This is a genomic window from Brachybacterium sp. AOP25-B2-12 (assembly GCF_052378625.1).
Taxonomy (GTDB): Bacteria; Actinomycetota; Actinomycetes; order Actinomycetales; family Dermabacteraceae; genus Brachybacterium.
Genome location: NZ_JBQSXW010000004.1, coordinates 78,412 through 96,674, shown reverse-complemented (window position 1 = coordinate 96,674; position 18,263 = coordinate 78,412). Strand labels below are relative to the sequence as shown.

17 protein-coding genes are annotated in these 18,263 nt (G+C 73.2%); 8 read left to right on the top strand and 9 right to left on the bottom strand.

The genetic code is table 11. The annotated features are described in order from the left end of the window. The first annotated feature begins 98 nt into the window (after window positions 1–98). From ACT3TZ_RS04430 to ACT3TZ_RS04420, 3 genes are read left to right on the top strand one after another with little or no spacing between them, the layout of a single operon-like run. Complete coding sequence (locus ACT3TZ_RS04430) at window positions 99–740, top strand: SAF domain-containing protein (RefSeq protein ID WP_444582181.1); 642 nt, start codon at window positions 99–101, stop codon at window positions 738–740. Continuing rightward, window positions 737–1,951, top strand: a complete 1,215-nt coding sequence (locus ACT3TZ_RS04425) for an AAA family ATPase (protein WP_444582180.1) — start codon at window positions 737–739, stop codon at window positions 1,949–1,951. The genes ACT3TZ_RS04430 and ACT3TZ_RS04425 overlap by 4 nt, the downstream gene beginning before the upstream one ends. A 46-nt stretch (window positions 1,952–1,997) precedes the next feature. Beyond that, a complete protein-coding gene (locus tag ACT3TZ_RS04420) occupies window positions 1,998–2,486 on the top strand; it encodes a DUF6912 family protein (protein ID WP_444582179.1) in 489 nt (162 codons plus the stop codon). On the opposite strand, the gene ACT3TZ_RS04415 is transcribed toward ACT3TZ_RS04420, so the two are convergent. After that, window positions 2,462–2,962, bottom strand: a complete 501-nt coding sequence (locus ACT3TZ_RS04415; RefSeq protein WP_444582178.1) for a DUF2505 domain-containing protein — start codon at window positions 2,960–2,962, stop codon at window positions 2,462–2,464. The two genes, ACT3TZ_RS04420 and ACT3TZ_RS04415, sit on opposite strands and share 25 nt — an antisense overlap. 108 nt (window positions 2,963–3,070) lie before the next feature. On the opposite strand from ACT3TZ_RS04415, the gene ACT3TZ_RS04410 reads away from it, so the two are divergent. Then, window positions 3,071–4,558: a sensor histidine kinase gene (locus tag ACT3TZ_RS04410; RefSeq protein WP_444582177.1), complete on the top strand. Its 1,488-nt coding sequence runs from the start codon at window positions 3,071–3,073 to the stop codon at window positions 4,556–4,558. A gap of 97 nt (window positions 4,559–4,655) precedes the next feature. On the opposite strand, the gene ACT3TZ_RS04405 is transcribed toward ACT3TZ_RS04410, so the two are convergent. Further along, window positions 4,656–4,904, bottom strand: a complete 249-nt coding sequence (locus ACT3TZ_RS04405) for a WhiB family transcriptional regulator (protein ID WP_444582176.1) — start codon at window positions 4,902–4,904, stop codon at window positions 4,656–4,658. Between the two features lie 326 nt (window positions 4,905–5,230). On the opposite strand from ACT3TZ_RS04405, the gene ACT3TZ_RS04400 reads away from it, so the two are divergent. After that, entirely contained in the window at window positions 5,231–5,641 is a 411-nt protein-coding gene (locus tag ACT3TZ_RS04400; RefSeq protein WP_444582175.1) for a hypothetical protein, read from the top strand. Between the two features lie 54 nt (window positions 5,642–5,695). Here ACT3TZ_RS04400 and ACT3TZ_RS04395 read toward each other — a convergent pair whose 3' ends face one another. From ACT3TZ_RS04395 to ACT3TZ_RS04370, 6 genes are all read right to left on the bottom strand, one after another. Then, a complete protein-coding gene (locus tag ACT3TZ_RS04395; protein WP_444582174.1) occupies window positions 5,696–8,215 on the bottom strand; it encodes an FtsX-like permease family protein in 2,520 nt (839 codons plus the stop codon). Continuing rightward, window positions 8,212–9,051 (bottom strand): ABC transporter ATP-binding protein, encoded by an 840-nt coding sequence (locus tag ACT3TZ_RS04390; RefSeq protein WP_444582173.1) that lies wholly within the window; start codon window positions 9,049–9,051, stop codon window positions 8,212–8,214. The genes ACT3TZ_RS04395 and ACT3TZ_RS04390 overlap by 4 nt, the downstream gene beginning before the upstream one ends. A 199-nt stretch (window positions 9,052–9,250) precedes the next feature. Then, a complete protein-coding gene (locus ACT3TZ_RS04385) occupies window positions 9,251–9,949 on the bottom strand; it encodes a response regulator (RefSeq protein WP_444582172.1) in 699 nt (232 codons plus the stop codon). After that, the gene (locus ACT3TZ_RS04380) at window positions 9,946–11,250 is read right to left on the bottom strand and encodes a sensor histidine kinase (RefSeq protein ID WP_444582171.1); all 1,305 of its coding nucleotides are present in this window, start codon (window positions 11,248–11,250) and stop codon (window positions 9,946–9,948) included. Before ACT3TZ_RS04380 ends, ACT3TZ_RS04385 begins: the two co-directional genes overlap by 4 nt. A 136-nt stretch (window positions 11,251–11,386) precedes the next feature. Next, window positions 11,387–12,148 carry an SOS response-associated peptidase gene (locus ACT3TZ_RS04375; protein WP_444582170.1) on the bottom strand — a complete coding sequence of 254 codons (762 nt, stop codon included), beginning with the start codon at window positions 12,146–12,148 and terminating at the stop codon, window positions 11,387–11,389. 5 nt (window positions 12,149–12,153) lie between these two features. Next, entirely contained in the window at window positions 12,154–13,299 is a 1,146-nt protein-coding gene (locus ACT3TZ_RS04370; RefSeq protein ID WP_444582169.1) for a YihY/virulence factor BrkB family protein, read from the bottom strand. Window positions 13,300–13,541: 242 nt separating this feature from the next. On the opposite strand from ACT3TZ_RS04370, the gene ACT3TZ_RS04365 reads away from it, so the two are divergent. After that, on the top strand, window positions 13,542–13,832 hold the full coding sequence (locus ACT3TZ_RS04365; protein WP_444582168.1) for a hypothetical protein: 291 nt from the start codon (window positions 13,542–13,544) through the stop codon (window positions 13,830–13,832). A gap of 51 nt (window positions 13,833–13,883) precedes the next feature. On the opposite strand, the gene ACT3TZ_RS04360 is transcribed toward ACT3TZ_RS04365, so the two are convergent. Further along, on the bottom strand, window positions 13,884–15,125 hold the full coding sequence (locus ACT3TZ_RS04360; protein ID WP_444582167.1) for an amidohydrolase family protein: 1,242 nt from the start codon (window positions 15,123–15,125) through the stop codon (window positions 13,884–13,886). Between the two features lie 237 nt (window positions 15,126–15,362). Here ACT3TZ_RS04360 and ACT3TZ_RS04355 point away from each other — a divergent pair, with 237 nt between their 5' ends. Both ACT3TZ_RS04355 and ACT3TZ_RS04350 read left to right on the top strand, forming a co-directional pair. Next, window positions 15,363–16,952 carry an MFS transporter gene (locus ACT3TZ_RS04355; RefSeq protein WP_444582166.1) on the top strand — a complete coding sequence of 530 codons (1,590 nt, stop codon included), beginning with the start codon at window positions 15,363–15,365 and terminating at the stop codon, window positions 16,950–16,952. Beyond that, a complete protein-coding gene (locus ACT3TZ_RS04350) occupies window positions 16,949–18,262 on the top strand; it encodes an FAD-dependent oxidoreductase (RefSeq protein ID WP_444582165.1) in 1,314 nt (437 codons plus the stop codon). The genes ACT3TZ_RS04355 and ACT3TZ_RS04350 overlap by 4 nt, the downstream gene beginning before the upstream one ends. Window position 18,263: the final 1 nt, after the last annotated feature.

Below are 18,263 nucleotides of genomic sequence, written 5' to 3'. Positions count from 1 at the left end.
ACGGGCCGTCCGGGCTATCGCTTTTGTCCGCCCCGGTGCCCTAGGGTGCAGGCCTGGACGTCGGCGCACGAGGTCGCCGGCGGCGGGACGGAGGCATCGTGACCGGAGCTGCGGGCGCCCTGAGGCTGCGCCGACCCCGCTGGCGGGATCCCAGGCTGATCATCGGCGTCGTGCTCGTGCTCGTGAGCGTCCTCGCGGGGATGCTGGTGATCTCGCGGCTCGCGGCCACCACCACGGTGCTCGTGGCACGCGAGGACATCGTGATCGGGGACGTCCTGGGCGCGGAGGCCTTCACGACCGCCGAGCTGCGCCTCGGGGAGCAGACCTCGCACTACGCACGATCGCTCGAGGAGATCCCCACGGGCGCGGTCGCCACGCAGACGGTGCGCGCGGGCGAGCTGCTGCCGGTGGCCGCGATCGGTCAGGGCGAGGGGGTGCAGCTGCGTCCTGTCGTCGTGGACGTCGACGGCGCGGTCGCGGGCTCCCTCGGCCCGGGGACCCGGGTCGAGCTGTGGAGCACCCCGGACGCCCCAGGCACCGCCGAGCGGGCCGTCGCGACCCGGATCATCGAATCCGGGGTCGTGCGCACCGTCGACGAGGGCAGCTCGCTGGGGATGCGGTCGATGACCGTCGAGGTGCTGGTGCCCGTGGAGCAGGTGCCGCTGGTCCTGGAGGCCCTCGCGGCTGGGGACCGGGTCGACGTCATCGCGATCCCCGGGGCACGGGGCGGGACCCCGTGATCGACGTCGTGCTGTGCGCCTCGGGCAGCGACGAGGTGCGGATCGTCCACGGCGTCGCCCGCGACCATGCGGGGGAGCTGCGGGTGGTACGCCGCTGTGCCGACCTCGCCGAGACCCTGGCGGTCGTCAGCGCCGGCGTGGGGGACGTCGTCCTCATCGACCTCGAGGTCCGCGGCATGGACCGCGAGGCCCTCAGCGACATGCTCCGGACGGCGGGCGCCGTCGTGGGGCTCGTGCACCGCGCCGAGGGCGTCCCGACCTCGACCACGCTCGGCCTGCGGCACGTCGTGGACGCCACCGCGCCGGTCGCCGAGGTCGCCGCCGTCCTGCAGTCCGCAGCATCCCCTGATGCCCGGGCCATCGAGGACTGGGTGCAGACGCGACCCGATCCCCATGCTCCGCGGGGGCGGCTGCTCGCCGTCTGGGGTGCCGCCGGCGCTCCGGGCCGGTCGACCCTCGCGGCGAACATCGCCCACGAGGCCGCCCTGGCGGGGGTCGACACGATCCTCGTGGACGCCGACACGTACGGTCCGGCGCTGGCCCAGATCCTCGGCGTGGTCGACGACGCCCCGGGACTCGTCGCGGCGTGCCGCGCCAGCGCGCGCGACACCCTCGATGTCGGCACCGTCGCCTCGATCGTCCCCGTCCTGCACCCGGGCCTGCGCTTCCTGAGCGGGATCGGGGTCCCGGCCCGATGGCCGGAGGTGCGCCCGAGCTCGCTCGACGGGGTCTGGGAGGTGCTGCGGCGCTCCGCGGCCCTGGTGGTGGTGGACGCCGGCTCATGCCTCGAGGAGGACGAGGAGCTCAGCTACGACACGATGGCCCCGCGGCGCAACGCCGCCAGCACCTCCGCGGTCGCCGCGGCGGACACCGTCCTCGCCGTGACCACCGCGGATCCGGTCGCGATCACCCGACTGCTCCGGGAGGACGAACGGCTGCGGGAGCTGGAGGTCACCGACCTGCGGGTCGTCGTCAACCGTGTCGCGCCGCCCACCCCCGCCGACCGGATCCGCTCCCTGGTCCTCGAGCGCATGGACGTCCGGGCGATCTCGACCGTCCCCGATGACCCCGCGACCCTGCGCCGCGCCTGCTGGGACGGGACGCTGCTGTCCGAGGCAGGACCCCGGACGCCCGTGCGCCGGGCCGTCCGGGACCTCGCCCTGTCGTTGCTGCCGGAGCCCGTCGCCGTGGCCGGAGCACCCGCCGGCTGATCCGCCGCGACGACGGACTGCGCCCCTGACGTGCCAGGATGGCGGCATGAGGATCTATCTGCCCCTGAGCGCCGAGCTGCGCGCGAGCCTGGAGACCGCCGCCGGGACCGCCACGCCGAGGATCCCGCTCGACGCGGGGACCCGTGGCTGGGCGGTCTCCGGGTGGGCGCAGGCCGGTCGTCCGGACGAGGACGCCGAGGACCTCGAGTACGACGCCCTGCAGGACGCGGTGTACGTCGCCCTGGGCGAGCCCGATGCCCAGGACCCCGCGACGGCGACCGCCGATCCCCGGGGCGCGCGGGTCGCGGTCCTCGCGGGGGACGTGCCCGATGCCGTCGTCATCGACGCCTCGCAGGACGGCGGCGCCTTCGGGGTGGCGATCCAGGGATCCGCGACCATCGAGGTCGCGAGCGTGCACGTCACCGAGCTGGGCGCTCGCGCCGTCCGCGAGAGCGACACGGACCCGGCCCTGCTGTGGTTCGACCGGTCGGAGGTCGCGGCGGCCCTGGACTACTCCGACGCGCGGTCCGCGTAGGCGGCGGCGCTGGCCTGCTCCTTGGCGAGGACCTTCGTGACGTAGGGCACCGCCGCCTGCTCGATCTTCTTGCCCAGCAGCGGCACCTTGGCGGTCAGCTCGCCGTCGATCGTGACGGTCGTGGCGTTCTTCCCGTCGGCGGCCAGGCGGAGGTCCCCGGTCATCGACGCCGGCGTGCCGTCGACGTCCAGGCGGATGGTTCCCGTGCGCGAGCCGTCGGCCGCGGGCGCCGACCAGTCCTGAACCTCGCGCACGGTCACCGTCTCGCCGACGACCTTGCGGACCAGGTCGGGGATTCCGGTCGTGGGCAGGCGCAGGGTCGAGCTGACCGAGAACGCGTCATCGGCAGAACCCGTGACGGAGGCCGAGACGTCGTGCGCACGCAGCGCCGAGGCACGCAGCGGCGGGTACTGGGGATCGACGTACATCCGCGCCACGGCGTCGGGCGACAGGGGCAGATGGAGGGTCTCGTTCACGCGCACAGGGGTCTCCTCGTCAGACGATGATCGGTGGATGGGGAATCGCTCGGAAACGGACATTCGTCCGCGTCGCGGGCCCCCGAGCGAGCACCCTATCCTGGTCGTATGCCGAGCCTCGCCAAGTTCCTCTCCGATGCACCCGGGCACGACGAACGGGCCTCCGAATGGCTGCAGCAGCTCGTGGGGGACTGGAACGTCATCTCCGATCTCATGCGGTCCGACCTGGTCCTGTGGATCGGTCGCGAGGGTCGCGCGGCGGCGGTCGCCCACTGCCGGCCCTCGACGGGTCCCACCGTCTACTACGAGGACCCGGTGGGCACCTCGGCCGGTCCCGAGGAGCAGCCGGACCTCCTCGCGCTGCTCGACGTGAAGGGCGAGGCGGCGCGTCCGCCCACCCGTCCCGAGGGCACCGGCATGCCCCTGCTGCGGGTGCCGATCCGCACGGGCGGACGCACCGTCGGGGTCATCGACGTCGAGATGGGGGACCGCGAGCCCGCCACGGAGAGCGAGCGACGGATGCAGTCCCTCGGCGAGCGGATGCTCGCGATGGTCGCGACCGGGGCCTTCCCGATCGCCGGCGCTCCGATCCCGCCCCGCCGCGGCGCCCCGCGGGTGGTCGACGGGATCGTCGAGCTCGACGCGGGCGGCGTCGTCCAGTGGGCGTCCCCCAACGCCCTGTCCGCCTTCCACCGCTTCGGCGTCTCCGGAGGCATGACAGGGGACACCCTCGCCGAGCTCAGCACCGAGGTGCTGCAGTCCCGCGCCCCCGTCGACGAGTCGCTGCCCCTCGTGCTCATGGGCCGTGCCGCGTGGCGCTCGGACATGCAGGCCCGCGGGGGGACGCTCTCGCTGCGGGCCCTGCCGCTGACGGAGAAGGGCGAGCGCACCGGGGCGATCGTTCTGGTGCGGGACGTCACCGAGCTGCGACGCCGCGAGCGGGAGCTCATGACGAAGGACGCGACGATCCGGGAGGTCCACCATCGGGTCAAGAACAACCTGCAGACGGTGGCGGCCCTGCTGCGCCTGCAGTCACGCCGCATGACGTCCGAGGAGGCGCGCAGCGCACTGACCGAGGCGATGCGACGGGTCTCCACGATCGCGCTCGTGCACGAGTCGCTGCTCCAGGGCAGCGAGGAGGCGGTGTACTTCGACGAGGTCATCGACCGGTGCCTGCGCCTGGCGGTGGACGCCGCGAGCGCCTCGGTGCGCCGGGCGGACTCCGAGCCCGTCGCGGGCGCCGGGCAGGTCGAGGTGCACACGACGAAGGTGGGCCGCGCCGGCTCCGTGCGTGCCGAGGAGGCGACCCCGCTCGCGCTGGTGGTGACCGAGCTGGTCACCAACGCCGTCGAGCACGGGCTGTCCGAGACCGGCGGTCACCTGGTCGTGCGCAGCGAGCGGACGGGATCTCATCTCGTCATCCGCATCGAGGACGACGGCAAGGGCATGGGGACGACGACGCCGACGGGCCTGGGCACCTCGATCGCCGAGACCCTCGTGCAGGGGGAGCTCGGCGGGACGCTCACCTGGGAGGGGCGCCCCGAGGGCGGGACGATCGCGACGGTGGACGTGTACCTGGATCCGGTCGGGATCTGAGGTGCTCGGTGCGCGCCGGTCACGTCGCTCGGGCACCCGGACAGCGCGAGGGCCGGCCCCCAGGGTGGGAGCCGGCCCTCGACAGGGTGCTGAGTGCTCAGCCGGCGCGGCGGGCGCGGGCGTTGCGGCGCTTGAGCGAGCGGCGCTCGTCCTCGGACAGGCCCCCCCAGACGCCCGAGTCCTGACCGGTCTCGAGGGCGAACTTGAGGCATGTGTTCATGACGTCGCAGCGCTGGCAGACGGCCTTGGCCTCCTGGATCTGCGTGATCGCCGGTCCGGTGTTCCCGATCGGGAAGAACAGCTCAGGGTCCTGCGTGAGGCACTCTGCGCGGTGGCGCCAGTCCATCGTCACTCTCTCTTTCCTGGGCGTCCTGCGACACCTCGCGGTGCGGCGGGACGTGGTTCACCCCGTGGGGCGCGTGGGTTCGTCCGGGCCCGGTCTGCGTCGGGAGGGGCGCTCCCGGCGCGATCGCGGGAGGCGTCTCGGACCTCGCCGCATCGGGCTGGAATCCATTCTCGCGAGGGTGCTGCGGACCGACAAGGGATAGCGCCGGGCAGTTCGGTGGCACTTCCCACACCGCGGCGTCCTTGCGTCCGGAGGCGGGCGCCCGCGGCCCCGAGGTCGGATGGCACTCGATACAGTGCGGGCATGGCGAGCCAGCGGAGCATCCGATGACCCCGACCCCTGAGCGGATCCGCGCGTCGGACCCCGCCCCGCGCCGGCGCCGGGTCGCCGCGGTGCTCATGGCCCTTGAGGGCCTGGTGCTGCTGGGCGCCGCGTCAATCGCGGTGCTCGATGCCGGTCAGCCCGGCGTTCCCCGCGGCTTCGCCCTGGGGCTGGCCCTCTTCCTGGGGATCTTCGCCGTCGCGATCCTCCTGGCCGCCGTGTCGCTGATCCGCCGGCGACGGTTCGGGGTGGGCTACGGGATCACCTGGCAGCTGTTCCAGGCGCTCGTCGCGGCCTCGCTGCTGAGCTCCGGGTTCCTGCTGATCGGCGTAACGTTCCTCGCCGTGGCGATCGCCGCGTTCCTCCTGCTGCTGGGCATCGCCCGGACGACGGCGATGCCGCTGCGGGAGGACTGACCACCCGGGCGGCATCGCCGTCGATCGCCGGGACGAGCTGTCCGGCGGACCCGCCTACTCCGCAGAGGCGAGCGCCTGGGCGGGGGAGGTGCGGGCGGCAGCACGGCCCGGCAGCACCGAGGCACCCCATCCCGCCGCGATCGCGAGCACGAGGACCGCGGCGATCTCGACCCAGGGGATCGTCACCGTGACCGGGAAGTTCCCGCCCAGGATGCTCATGACGCCCAGCACCCCGTAGACGACGCCCAGGACGATGCCGAGGACGGCGCCGATCACGGCGAGCAGGACGCCCTCCCAGCCGAGCATCGCCCGCATCTGGCCGCGGGTGGTGCCCAGTGCCCTCAGCAGCGCGTTCTCGCCGGTGCGCTCGACGACCCCGAGGCTCAGGGTGTTGGCGACCCCGACCAGCGCGACGACGACCGCGACCCCGAGCAGCGCCAGGGTGATGCCCAGCAGGACGTCGAGCACCTGGCCGAAGGCCTCCTTCTCCACGACCCCGTAGGAGGCCTCGCTCTCCTGCAGACCCTGGGCGGTGAGCTGGGTGCGGATCCCGTCGACGACGGTCATCGCGTCCTGGTCCCCGCGATCGCCCGTGCCGCGCGGCTCGAGCTTGGCGAGCACGGCCGTGCCGGACCCCGTCTCCGCGCCGCCTGCCGGGGCGATCCGCGCGAGGGTCCCGGGCGTCGTGATCGACATGTTGAGATCGCCGTTGACGACGACGGTGAGCTCGACCGTCCCGCCGTCGGTCCCGGGCACGCTCAGGTGCTGGCCGTCGGTGAGTCCGAAGTCCTTGGCCCGCTGCTCGCCGGTGACGAGGGTGCCGTCGCGGATGACGGGTGCCAGGTCCGTGCGGTTGACCACGTCGGCCAGGTGGGCGGGATCGATCCCGTAGACCGTCATCGGCTGGGAGGCGTGGACGTCGACATCGGTGGTCGGGACCGCCTGGGCGGCACCGACCCCGCGCACCGCGGCGATGTCCGTCGCGACGGCATCGGTGAGCCCCGCGCCCGTCACGACCACGTCGATCGGTCGGCGGGAGTCGAGCTGCTCGGTGAGGGTGGATTCCGCGGTCCGCGCACCCACCGCCATCATGGTCATCAGCGTGGTGCCGATGAGCAGGGCGCCGATCGTCGCGGCGCTGCGGCCCGGGTGCCGGGTGGTGTTGGAGGCCGCGATGCGTGCGGGGAGCCCGCCCAGGCGGGACACGAGGGCTCCGACGCCGCGGGCCAGCGGGCGGGTCACCGAGACGAGCCCGACCAGGATGCCCAGGAAGCTCACGGTCCCGCCGCCCAGGGCCAGCAGGATCCCGACGGCGGGCTGCCCTGCCTGCGAGGCCACGACGCCGCCGGCCAGCGCCGCGGCGCCCACCAGCACGGCGATCAGGCACAGCATGCCGCGCACGCCGAAGCGCGCCTGCTGGGTCGGCACCGCCGGGCGCAGGGCCTCCAGCGGGGCGACCGCGGTGGCACGACGGACGGGCAGGATGCCGGCCGCGAGGGTCACCAGCAGCCCCACCACGACGGGCACGAGGATCGAGAGGATCGAGACGGGCACGGGGACGAAGCCGCCGATCCAGCCGGCCCCCTGGGCCACCAGCAGGGCGGCCTGGATGATCACGTGGCCGGCGAGCGCGCCGATCAGGGCACCGATCAGCCCCACCCCGAGGGATTCGCGCAGCACCACCGCGGCGACCTGACGGCGGGTCGCGCCGAGGGTCCGCAGGAGCGCGAGGGAGCGGGTGCGCTGAGCCAGGGTGACGGTGAAGGTGTTGGAGATGACGACGGCGGTGGTCAGCAGCGCGATCGCCACGAACACCAGCAGCACCAGGCCCAGCACCGCGAAGCCGCCGAGGCTCTGTCGGGTCGCGGCGTCGGCCGCCTCTTGGCCGGTGACCACCGGGACGGCGTCCGTCGAGGCGGCGCGCGCGACCTCGGCGGGATCCGTCCCCTCCGGGACGGTGCCGAACCACTCGGAGGCGTACGCGCCGGGGTCGTCCCCGAAGAAGACGGCGGCATCGGCCGGGTTCACGTGCACCTGGTCGAAGCCGAAGCTCAGCGCGTCATCGGTCGAGACCTGTGCGATCCCGCTGACCTTCAGCGAGACCGGTCCGCTGCTGCCCTCGGGCGTGTCGATGTCCGGGACGGTCACGGAGTCACCCACCTTCACGTCCAGAGCCTCGGCCGTGGAGCCGCCCAGCACGACCTCGTCGGGGCCGCTCGCGGCTCTCCCCGCGGACAGCGCGACCGCTCGGTGCGGCGGATCCTGGGTGATCTCGGCGAAGGTGCGGGTGCCCGCGGCGTTCTCGAAGTAGGCGTAGGTGGTGGCGGCGGGCCACACGTCCTCGGCGCCCTCGATGGTCACAGGCGTCCCCGACGTGGGGTCCAGGGGCGTGGCCACGAGGTCGACGCCGCGGTAGGTGCTCTGGCTGCCGGCCCCGATGACCTGCGTGATGAGGTTGCCCGCCAGGACCATGACGGTCACGAAGGCGGTCGAGACGGCGATCGTGATGATGGCGGCGAGGTGGCGGCGGCGCGGGGTCAGGCGCACCATCCGGGTGCGGGCGCGGGTGCTCATCGGCCGTCCGTCCCGTGCTCGGTCGCCGTGGTGGCAGCGGGCGTCGTGCCGGTGGAGGACGTCGAGGTGCGCGCGGGCGCCGTCGGGGCGGCGGGGCGCCGGGTGAGACGCTCGTCGGCCGCGATCCGGCCGTCGGACAGGGTGATGATGCGGTCGGCGCGCTCGGCGGCCTCGCGCTCATGGGTGACCATGACGACGCTCTGGCCGAAGGTCTCCACGCTCATGCGGAGGAAGTCGAGCACCTCGTCGGTGGTCGCGGAGTCGAGGTTTCCGGTGGGTTCGTCGGCGAAGACGACCGCGGGCGAGGTGACGAGGGCGCGCGCGATCGCGACCCGCTGGATCTGGCCGCCGGAGAGCTGGGAGGGCAGGTGGTCCAGCCGGTCGCGGAGCCCGAGGGCTTCGACGATCGTGTCGAACCAGGCGGTGTCGGGGCGCGTGCCGGACAGGTCCAGCGGCAGCAGGATGTTCTGCTGGGCGGTGAGCATCGGCAGCAGGTTGAAGCTCTGGAAGACGAAGCCGATCCGCTCGCGCCGCAGCAGCGTCAGCGCGGTGTCCGAGAGCTGCGTGAGGTCGGTGCCGTCGAGGAGGATCGAGCCGGCGTCCACGGCGTCCAGGCCGGCGATGGTGTGCAGCAGGGTCGACTTCCCGGAGCCGGACGGGCCCATGATCGCGGTGAACTCGCCGCGGCCGATCTCGAGGTCCACGCCGTCGAGGGCCCGGACCTGGGATTCGCCGCTGCCGTAGGTGCGGCGCAGGCCGCGGGCCCGCAGGACGGGACCCTCCGGGGTGGGCGCCGCGGCGGGGACGGTGGCGCTGTGCGTGGCTGAGGGGGACATGTCGCTCCTGGGGTTCGGGGCACCGGTGGCGGTGAGGATGCCTCCACGATCCGTCCTCGCGCGGTGCGGGCGCATCGGACGGTGGTCGGGTGCTTCCCCGGAGAGTGCGTCGTCGGTCGGAGGCCGGATCCTCCTGCGGGGGGACGCGGGAGCCGATGCCGCCGCTGCGTTCGCGGCGCAGGGTCGCGACCTCGGAGGGTCACTCCCCGGGGGTCACCAGGCCCGTCTCGAAGGCGATGATGACTGCCTGGACGCGGTCGCGGGCGTGCAGCTTGGCCAGCACCCGGCCGACATGGGTCTTGACGGTGGCCTCGGCGACGAACAGCTCGGTGCCGATCTCGGTGTTGGACAGGCCCCGGGCCATGAGCGTGAGGACCTCGCGCTCGCGGTCGGTGAGGGTCTCGAGCGCCGTCGTGTCCGGCTCGGCGGCAGGGGCCGCCGAGACCATCTGGGACAGCAGGCGCCGGGTCGCCGACGGGGCGATCACGGCGTCCCCGCGGTGCACGGTGCGGATCGCCGCGAGGAGCTCCTCGGGCTGCGCGTCCTTGAGGAGGAAGCCGCTGGCACCGGCGCGGATGGCGGCCACGACGTAGTCGTCGAGGTCGAAGGTCGTCAGCACGATGATCCGGGGGGCGCGGTCGGCGGGGGTGTTCTCGAGGATCCGGCGGGTCGCCTCGATGCCGTCCAGGCGGGGCATGCGCACGTCCATGAGCACGACGTCGACCGTGCGGCTGCGCAGCTTCTCGACGGCATCGGCGCCGTCGGCGGACTCGAGCACCACCTGCAGGTCGCTCTGGGAGTTGATGACCATCGCGAAGCCCGCGCGGACCAGCGGCTGGTCGTCGACGAGGGCGATCCGCAGCGGGGCGTCGGCGGGGCGGGCGAGGGGATCGGTCATGGGGTGGTCCTCCGGGACGGCTGGGGCGCGAGGGTGCGCGGGGTGGCGGGGTCGATGACGGGTGGGCGGGAGGGGGTGCCCGCGAGCGGGATCCGGGCGCTGACCCGGAAGCCGCCGCCGGGCAGGGGGCCCGCGGCCAGGGTCCCGCCGTGCAGCGCGACGCGCTCGCGCATGCCGGTCAGCCCCTGGCCCTGGCCGTCCGAGGCGGGGTCGTGGCCGCGGCCGTCGTCGAGCACGTCGATCGCGAGCTCGGTGGGGGAGCGGCGCACGCGCACCGAGGCGGACGCCCCGGGGCCCGCGTGCTTGAGCACGTTGGTCAGGGCCTCCTGGACCAGGCGGAACATCGACAGGCCGAGCGAGGGCGGGAGGTCGCCGAGCGGGCCGGTGATCTCGTCGTGGACGCCGAGTCCGGTCGCGCGCACCCGGTCCAGAAGGTCCGGCAGCGCGCCGAGATCGGGCTGGGGGCCGAAGCTCGACTCCTCGTCGTGGCGCAGCACGCCCAGCAGGGACCGCATGTCCGCGAGGGCCGCGCGCCCGGTGGTGCCGATGGTCTCGAGCACCCGCACGGCCTGGGCCGGATCCTGGGTCGCGACGAAGCGCCCGCCGTCGGCCTGGGCGATGATCACCGACAGCGAGTGGGCGACGACGTCGTGCATCTCGCGGGCGATCCGGGCGCGCTCGTCGGCGACGGCGAGGGCGGCGCGCTGCTCGCGGTCGCGCTCGGCCTGGACGGCTCGTTCGCGGGCCAGTCGGAGCTGGTCGACCCGGGCATGCTGGTACCGCCCCATGGCCCAGACGCCCAGGACCAGGATGCAGCCGCCGAAGGACAGGACGCCGAAGAGCAGCAGCCAGGCGTCGAATCCTCGGGAGACGTCGGTGAGCCCGGTGGCGGCGGCCTGCAGGAAGGCGCCGAGGATCGCGGCGGACAGGGCGAGGCGGCCGGTCCGCACCGTGCCGTGGGCGGTCGCGCAGAACAGCGCGTAGAAGATCATGATGTCGCCGAAGACCCAGGTGGTCTCGAAACCGATCCCGAGCACCCCGAGGATCAGGTGCAGCACGGCGAGGGAGCCGATGATCAGCGCGGAGATCCCCGGTCGCACGCGTCCGATCGCACCGGCGGCGAGCATGAGGGCGCTGATCAGCCAGCTGCCGGTCCAGGTGCCGCTCGCGAGCCCGATGAGGACCGTGAGGACGGCCGCCCCGGAGAAGATGACGGAGTCCACGGTCGCGGGGTGCTCGACGATCCAGCGGAACGGGTCGAAGCGCACCCGGGCAGGGGGGGTCGGAGCGCCGGTCGTCATCCGTCGAGCGTACGTCGGGCGGGGTGGGGCGGGCATCCGACCCCGGTCGGAGGGGCGGTCATCCCGGGGGGGGGCGACGCCCCGGACGGTCGGAGGTCGTCGCGGGGCGGAGTGAGGGCGAGGGCGGAGTCGCGGGTCAGTCCAGGTGCACGTCGGGGCCGGTGGCCTCGAGCAGCTCCGGGCCGTCGTGGTGCACGGAGCCGACGGCGGCGTCGACGGGGCGCAGGGTGAGCTCGGTGTCGGGCAGCAGGTGCTCGTCGTCGCGGATCCAGGCGGCCGCAGCGGCCCCGTCGTCCAGCTGGGGGTCCAGCCAGGCGTCCACCTGCTCGCGGGACAGCATGCACGGGGTGCGGTCGTGGAGGTCGGCGAGGACCTCGTGGGTGGATGCACGGGTGAGGATCGTGGCCGTCAGCAGCCAGCGACCGTCCTCGCTCGCGGCGGGACCCTCGTGCCCGCCCGGCCCCTTCCACCAGGAGACGAGGGCCGCCATGTACAGCGGCGAGCCGTCCGATCGCGCGACGAAGTAGGGCTGCTTGGGTCCCTTTCCCATCGCGGGCTTCTTCCACTCGTAGTAGCCGTCCATCGGGACGATCGCTCGGTGGCGGGCCAGCGCACCCCGGAAGGACGGCTTCTCCTCGACGGTCTCGCGGCGCGCGTTGAAGGTCCGCGCGGAGAAGGCGAGATCCTGGGCGAACGGGGGCAGGATGCCCCAGCGGGCGATCCGCAGGGCACGCAGCACCTCCCCGGAGTCCTTGTCGACCGATTCCGTGACGACGTGGATCGGAGCCGTGGGCGGCACGTTCCAGCGCGCGCGCAGGTGCGGATCGGCGAGATCGACGGCCGAGAGATCGTCCAGCAGAGGATCGATCTCCTGGTAGAAGGCGAAGCGTCCGCACATGGTGATCAGTCCTTCGTGTCGGCGTCCGTCGTGGCTCTGTCCGTCTCTGCCGCGCGTGACCGGGCGTTGGGACCGGTATACGTGTCGGCGTCGCGGTGGAGGTTCATCAGGCGGATGTCGCGGCCCTCGTCGACGACCTTCTCGTACTTCTCGTCCTTCTTCTCGGCGCCCTTGGCGGCACGCAGCGGGAGGTCCAGGGAGTCCTCGGCGGGCTTGCCGGCCTCGAGCTCCTTGGCCCGCTCGAACTCGGCGTCGACCTCGGCTCCGAGGATCACGACGATGTTCATGATCCACAGGGCGAACAGGATCGCCATGATCGCGCCGATGGCGCCGTAGCTCGAGTACCCGGCGAGCGTGGACATGTAGATCGACACGGCGACGGCGGCGACCCCGATCCCGAGCACGGCCACGACGCCGCCGGGGGAGATCAGGCGGAACGGCTTCTTGATGTTGGGGGCGGCCCAGTACAGCAGCGAGACCACCACGAACAGCAGGAACACCACCACGGGCCACTTCACCCAGGCCCAGACGGGCAGGAAGGTGTCGGTGAGGAAGTCCAGCACCCCGGTCGCGCCGATGCCCGAGGCGAGCGGGCCGAGCAGGGCGTCGACGATCCCCTGGGACAGCAGCAGGGAGATCATGATGACGAGCAGGCTCACGACGATCCCGGCGGTCACGGCGAGCATCGTGCCGTTGAGCCGGATCGCGTTGCGCCCCTCGGGCACGTCGTAGATGCCGTTGGAGACACGGGAGAAGGCCTTGACGTACGCCGAGGCGGACCAGAGCGCCGTGCCGATGCCGATGATCAGGGCGATGGTGCCCCCGGTCGCCGAGCCCAGGAGCTTCTCGACGGTGCTGCTGACGGCCGTCTCGACGCCCTCGCCCTGACTCGCGATCCCCGAGCTCGCGATCGCCTGGGTCAGCAGCTGGGCGATCTGGTCCTTGATGCCGGCCAGCACCAGGGTCGCCAGGGAGAACAGGGCCAGCAGGGTCGGGGCGATCGACAGCACCAGGAAGTAGGTGAGCTTCGCCGCCTGGTCGGTGCCGCCGTCGCGGGTGAACTCCGTCAGGACGCGCTTGGCGAGGTACTTCCAGGTGGTCCCGGTCAGACGCGGTGCCTTGTCGGGGGCGTCGGTCGCGGTGTCGGCCATGGGATCTCCTGGGGAGCGGAAAGATGGGGAGGGTCGAGGTGATCCTCCCACGGAACGTGCGGTCACAGGCCTGGTGCGCCCGGTGGCCGACCTCGTGGTGACCTCGGTCGAGGGCGCGACGTGTCATCCGATGGGTGCAGGCGCCGTCATGCCGCGGACGGACGACGCGTCGACCTGGCGTGCATACCGTGGATCCGACGGCTCGGAGCACGGGCAGCGCACATCTCGAAGGAGCACACGACATGACCCTCTCCGCACGGACGACGACCACAGGCACGGGAAAGGGGACCGCGAGCCTCATCCTGGGAGTCTGCTCCCTCCTCGCCGGGTGGATCGCCGTCGCACCCCTGGTGGGGCTGGTGCTGGGCATCATGTCGCGTCGATCCGAGCCGATGGCCCGGGGACGCGCGGGCTGGGGGATCGCGCTGAACCTCGTGGCGCTGCTGGGATGGATCGTGTTCCTGATCGTGGTCTTCGGCGGAGTCTTCGGGGCATCGCTGCTCGAGACCTCGGGGGTGGCGACGCTGCGCTGATAGGTGGGTGCGAGGGGGACGGCGTACGACCGCCCGTCGTTCCCGACGCCCTCAGGCAGCAGGCGTGGCGACGACCTCGCCGGCCTTGATGACGGCACGCAGGCGCGACGTCGGATCCGTCAGGACGGAGATGTCCGTCAGGGGGTTCCCGTCCACGAGCAGGAGGTCAGCCCAGGCCCCCGTGCGGAGCGTCCCGGCGCGGCCCTCCCAGCCCAGCAGCCGTGCCGCCTCGCTGGTGGCCTCGCGCAGCACCTGAGCGGCCGGTGCGACCTGGGCGCGGAGCGTGAACTCCTGCAGCTGGGCCACCTCCATCTCCGCGAGCAGGTCCGTGCCGAAGGCCATCGGGATGCCCGCGCGCGCGGCGAGCGCGTAGGCGCGCAGACCGCTGTCGCGGACGTCGGACACCTTGGCGATCGACTCCGCACCGAGGCCCGCCTCCGCCCCGCGCGTCGCGAGCAGCTCGTAGGTGATGAGCGTCGGAACCAGCCAGGTGCCGCGATCGGCCATGAGCGCGGCCGTCTCCTCGTCCAGGAGATTGCCGTGCTCGACGCAGCGCACTCCCGCCTCGACGGCCTGGCGGATGGCTCGCGGGTGGTAGGCATGGACGGTGACGTAGGAGTTGGCGTTGTCCGCCTCGACCACGGCGGCGCGGATCTCCTCGGGCGTGTACTGGACCGCCGAGACGTCGTCGTGCGGGGAGGCGACGCCCCCGGAGGCGGCGAGCTTGACGAGCGAGGCCCCCTGGCGCAGGTGCTCGCGGGCCGCCGCACGCACCTGGTCGGCGCCGTCGGCGATCACGGCGATCCCCGTCTCCTCGCAGCGGCACGACAGGGAGGACTCCTCGAGGGAGCGCATGTCGCCGTGCCCGCCGGTCTGGGAGATCATGCGGCCCGCGAACTGGATCCGGGGACCGGCGACGAGACCTTCCTCGACGGCGCGCGCGAGGCCGCGGTCGGCCCCGCCCACGTCGCGCACGGAGGTGAAGCCGCGATGCAGCATCCGCTCGGCGGCCCTCAGCGCCCGGATGGTCGTGTAGCCGGGCGTCCACTGGGCGATCTCGTCCATCCGCAGCGACGTCACCATCAGGTGCACGTGGGCGTCGATGAGGCCCGGCAGGGCGGTCGCTCCACCGCCCGGGAGGCGGGTGGCCTCCTCGGCGCCGAGGTCCGGTGGTGCGCCGCGGCCGCGATCGGCGATCACCCCGTCGCGCAGCAGGAGCCAGCCCGGCACCTCCTCGCGGTGGCCGTCCTCGGGATCGAGCAGATGGACATCGGTGATGAGCAGCGTGGTCATGGTGTCCATGGTGCCTTCTCGAGCATGCGCGGGTCATGGGTGCGTCCCCGCTCCGCCCCGCCCTGCACTGCATCGTCGGATCGGTACGCTCTGCACCGCACCGTCGACGGCCTCGAACGCCCTGGATGACGCCGCGCGACGCTCGATGTTGATCGCCTTCTATCCTGACACACGTCAGAAGTATTGTCCTCTTCGCCGGGTATGTGGTCATATGGTGCGAGGGAAACGGGGTGGGCGATGGCATCGGTGCGATCGGACGGGGGCGCGCGCCCCGGGGGCACCGCAGGCCTCGGCGTCGGACTGCTCGTGGCCGTGCTGTCGCTGCAGTTCGTCCAGGGGGTCCTCGGGGCGTTCCACACCCCGCTGCTCGCGCCCATGGCCCGCACGGTGGGCATGCGCGATGCGGACTGGAACCTCTTCGACTCCGGGACCGCCGCCGTCTCGGCCCTGGCCCTGCCGGTGCTGACGTGGCTCGGGGATCGCTGGGGGCATCGTCGCCTCGTCGTGGTCACGGTCGTGCTGGTGGCCGCGGCGGCGTGGCTCTCGGTCGCGGCGACCAGCGTGTGGACGCTGTTCCTGGCCTTCGCGGTCCTGGGGGTGGCGACCGTGTGGGTGCCGTTCGCCCTGGCGATCGCCCGGGGCCGGCTGTCCGGGGACGTCGGGGCGGGCCTGGCACGGCTGTCCTCGGCCATGGTCACCGTCTTCATGGTGGGCTCGGTGCTCGCGACCGCGGCGGGCGGGCAGCTGCTGACCCGCTCGGGAGCCTGGTCCGCACTGCAGGAGGGACTCGCGGCGGGGAACCCGCCGTCGCAGATCCCCGTGTTCCGGGAAGGTCTCGTCCTCGTCCTCGCGATCCCCGCGGCCCTGACGACGCTCGCGATCCCGTGTGCGCTGCTCCTGCCCCGGCCGACGCCTCAACCGTCGAGGGCCCCGGGCGCCCTCCGTCCGCGCTCGGGCCAGTTCCTGGGGACCTTCACGCTGGGCCTGATCGTGCTCGGCATCGTCGGCGGATTCGCGCTGCTCAAGCTGGAGGGCTCCGCCGCCGCGATCGGATGGATCCTCATCGTGGTCGGCGGCTGCGCCGCGATCCTGCACGCCCGCTGGCAGACCCGCACGACCTCCCCCGCGATCGACGTCGCGGCCCTGCGCGATCTGCGCTGCGGGCCGTACGTCCTGGCCCTCGGGCTCTTCGCCATCTGCCACACCGCGGCGAGCGTCCCCCTCGTCACCTTCGTGGCCACCGACCGCGAGCGCACCGGGTACGGGCTGTCGGCCACGCCCGCCGACGTCAGCCTCATCATGCTCACGATGATCCTCGTGATCATCGGCGTGGCCGCGATCCTCGCGCGGGTCCGGACGGCGCGCACGCGCCTGCTGCTCATCCGTCAGGCGCCCGTGCTGATCGCCGCGGAGTACACCTGGTTCCTCCTGCATCACGACGTCCTGTGGCATGCCCTCGTCGCGGCGGTCCTCGGCGGCCTCGGCGCCGGTGTGCTCTCCGTGGGGCTGACCGCGATGATCGCCGCGGGAGCACCCCCGGGTCGCACCGCCCAGCAGGTGGGACTGGCGGGCGTCGTGTCGATCACCGGGGGCACGATCGGCTCGGCCGTGTTCGCCATCGTCCTGCACGACGGAGCCGGCGGGGACGCGACCGCGGCGCCGTACGCCGGGTACGTGATCGTGTGGATCCTCGCCCTCGTCTGCGCCCTGGCCACCGCCGTCGTGCTGTGGTTCGCCCGGGATCCCACCCGGGACCCGTCGCTGGGGCACCTGACCTCGACCTCGTCGGCCCCCGCGCCCCTCACCCCGGAGGAACGTCCCTCATGAGCAGGCCCACCACGCAGCACCGCATCCTCGTGATCGGCGGCGGGATCGCCGGGGCCTCGTCCGCGCGGAGGCTCCGCGAGCACTTCGGGGACGCGGCGGAGATCCTGGTCCTCGACGCCGCGGGACGCCTGGGGGGACGACTCCGTCGCGTCCCGTTCGCCGGGACGTCGATCGAGGTCGGCGGGACCCTCGTGCACTCCGGGAACCGGCTCGTCGTGGACGCCGCGCGGGACCTCGGGGTCGAGCTCGTCGACACCCGGGTCGACCACGTCGAGGGGGTCGTGGGCGGCGTCTCGATCTGGACGGGGGAGCGCTTCGTGCTCCGTGCCATGGGCGAGGGCGGACCGGTCTGGACCGCCATGGCCTATCAGTACGGCCGGGAGGGGCTCGCCGCCCTCCACGGGCTGGCGCGGACGGCGCTGGACGGCTTCACCGCGCTCTACGACCGGATCGAGGCCCGCGAGCACTTCGCCGATCCCGCGGCGCTGATCGCCGCCGCAGGCCTCGGCGGGCTCACGACCGCGACGTTCGGCGAGGTCGCGCTGCAGGCCGGCGCGTCGCCGGTGATCGTGGACGAGCTGTGCGCGGGCGTCGTCCGCAGCCTGTACAACCAGGAGCCGGACCTGCTGGCCCTTCCCGGGTGCGTGGCCCTGGTCGGCGTCGGCCTCGCGGGCGGGCGGGCGCAGCGGGTGCGGGAGGGCAACGCGACGCTCGTGCGGGCCATGCTGGCCAGCGCCCGCGCGGAGGGCCGCACCGGGTCGAGGGTGATCGGCGTCGATGCCGACCGCTCGGTGCGCCTGGAGGACGGGCGGGTGCTCCCCGCCGACGCCGTGGTGATCGCGGCCCCCCTGGCCACCAGCGGCATCGAGCTGGAGGAGGGGGTCGCGCCCTCGCCGGTCCCGTATCGCCGGGTGCACGTGACCCTCGTCGAGGGGATCCCTTCGCCCCAGCACTTCGGGCCGGAACCCGCGACCGCGACGATCCTCTCGACCGGCACCTGCGCCGAGTTCTCCTCGGTGGGCCTGGTCGGGTGCTCCCCGGGGACGGGTCTGCCGATCCTCAAGATCTTCAGCACCACACGGGTCCCGGATGCGACGGTGCGCCGCATGGTCGCCGATCCCGTCGCCGTGCGTCGTCTGGTGTGGGAGGCCTATCCCGTCGCGAGACCCGACCCGGAGTCCGTCCCGTTCGAGCTCGCCGACGGGATCTTCCACCCCACCGTTCTCGAGCCCTTCGTCTCGACCATCGAGACCGAGGCGATCGCCGGTCAGGTGGTCGCGGATCTCGTGGCCGCCCGGGCGGGGGTCTGAG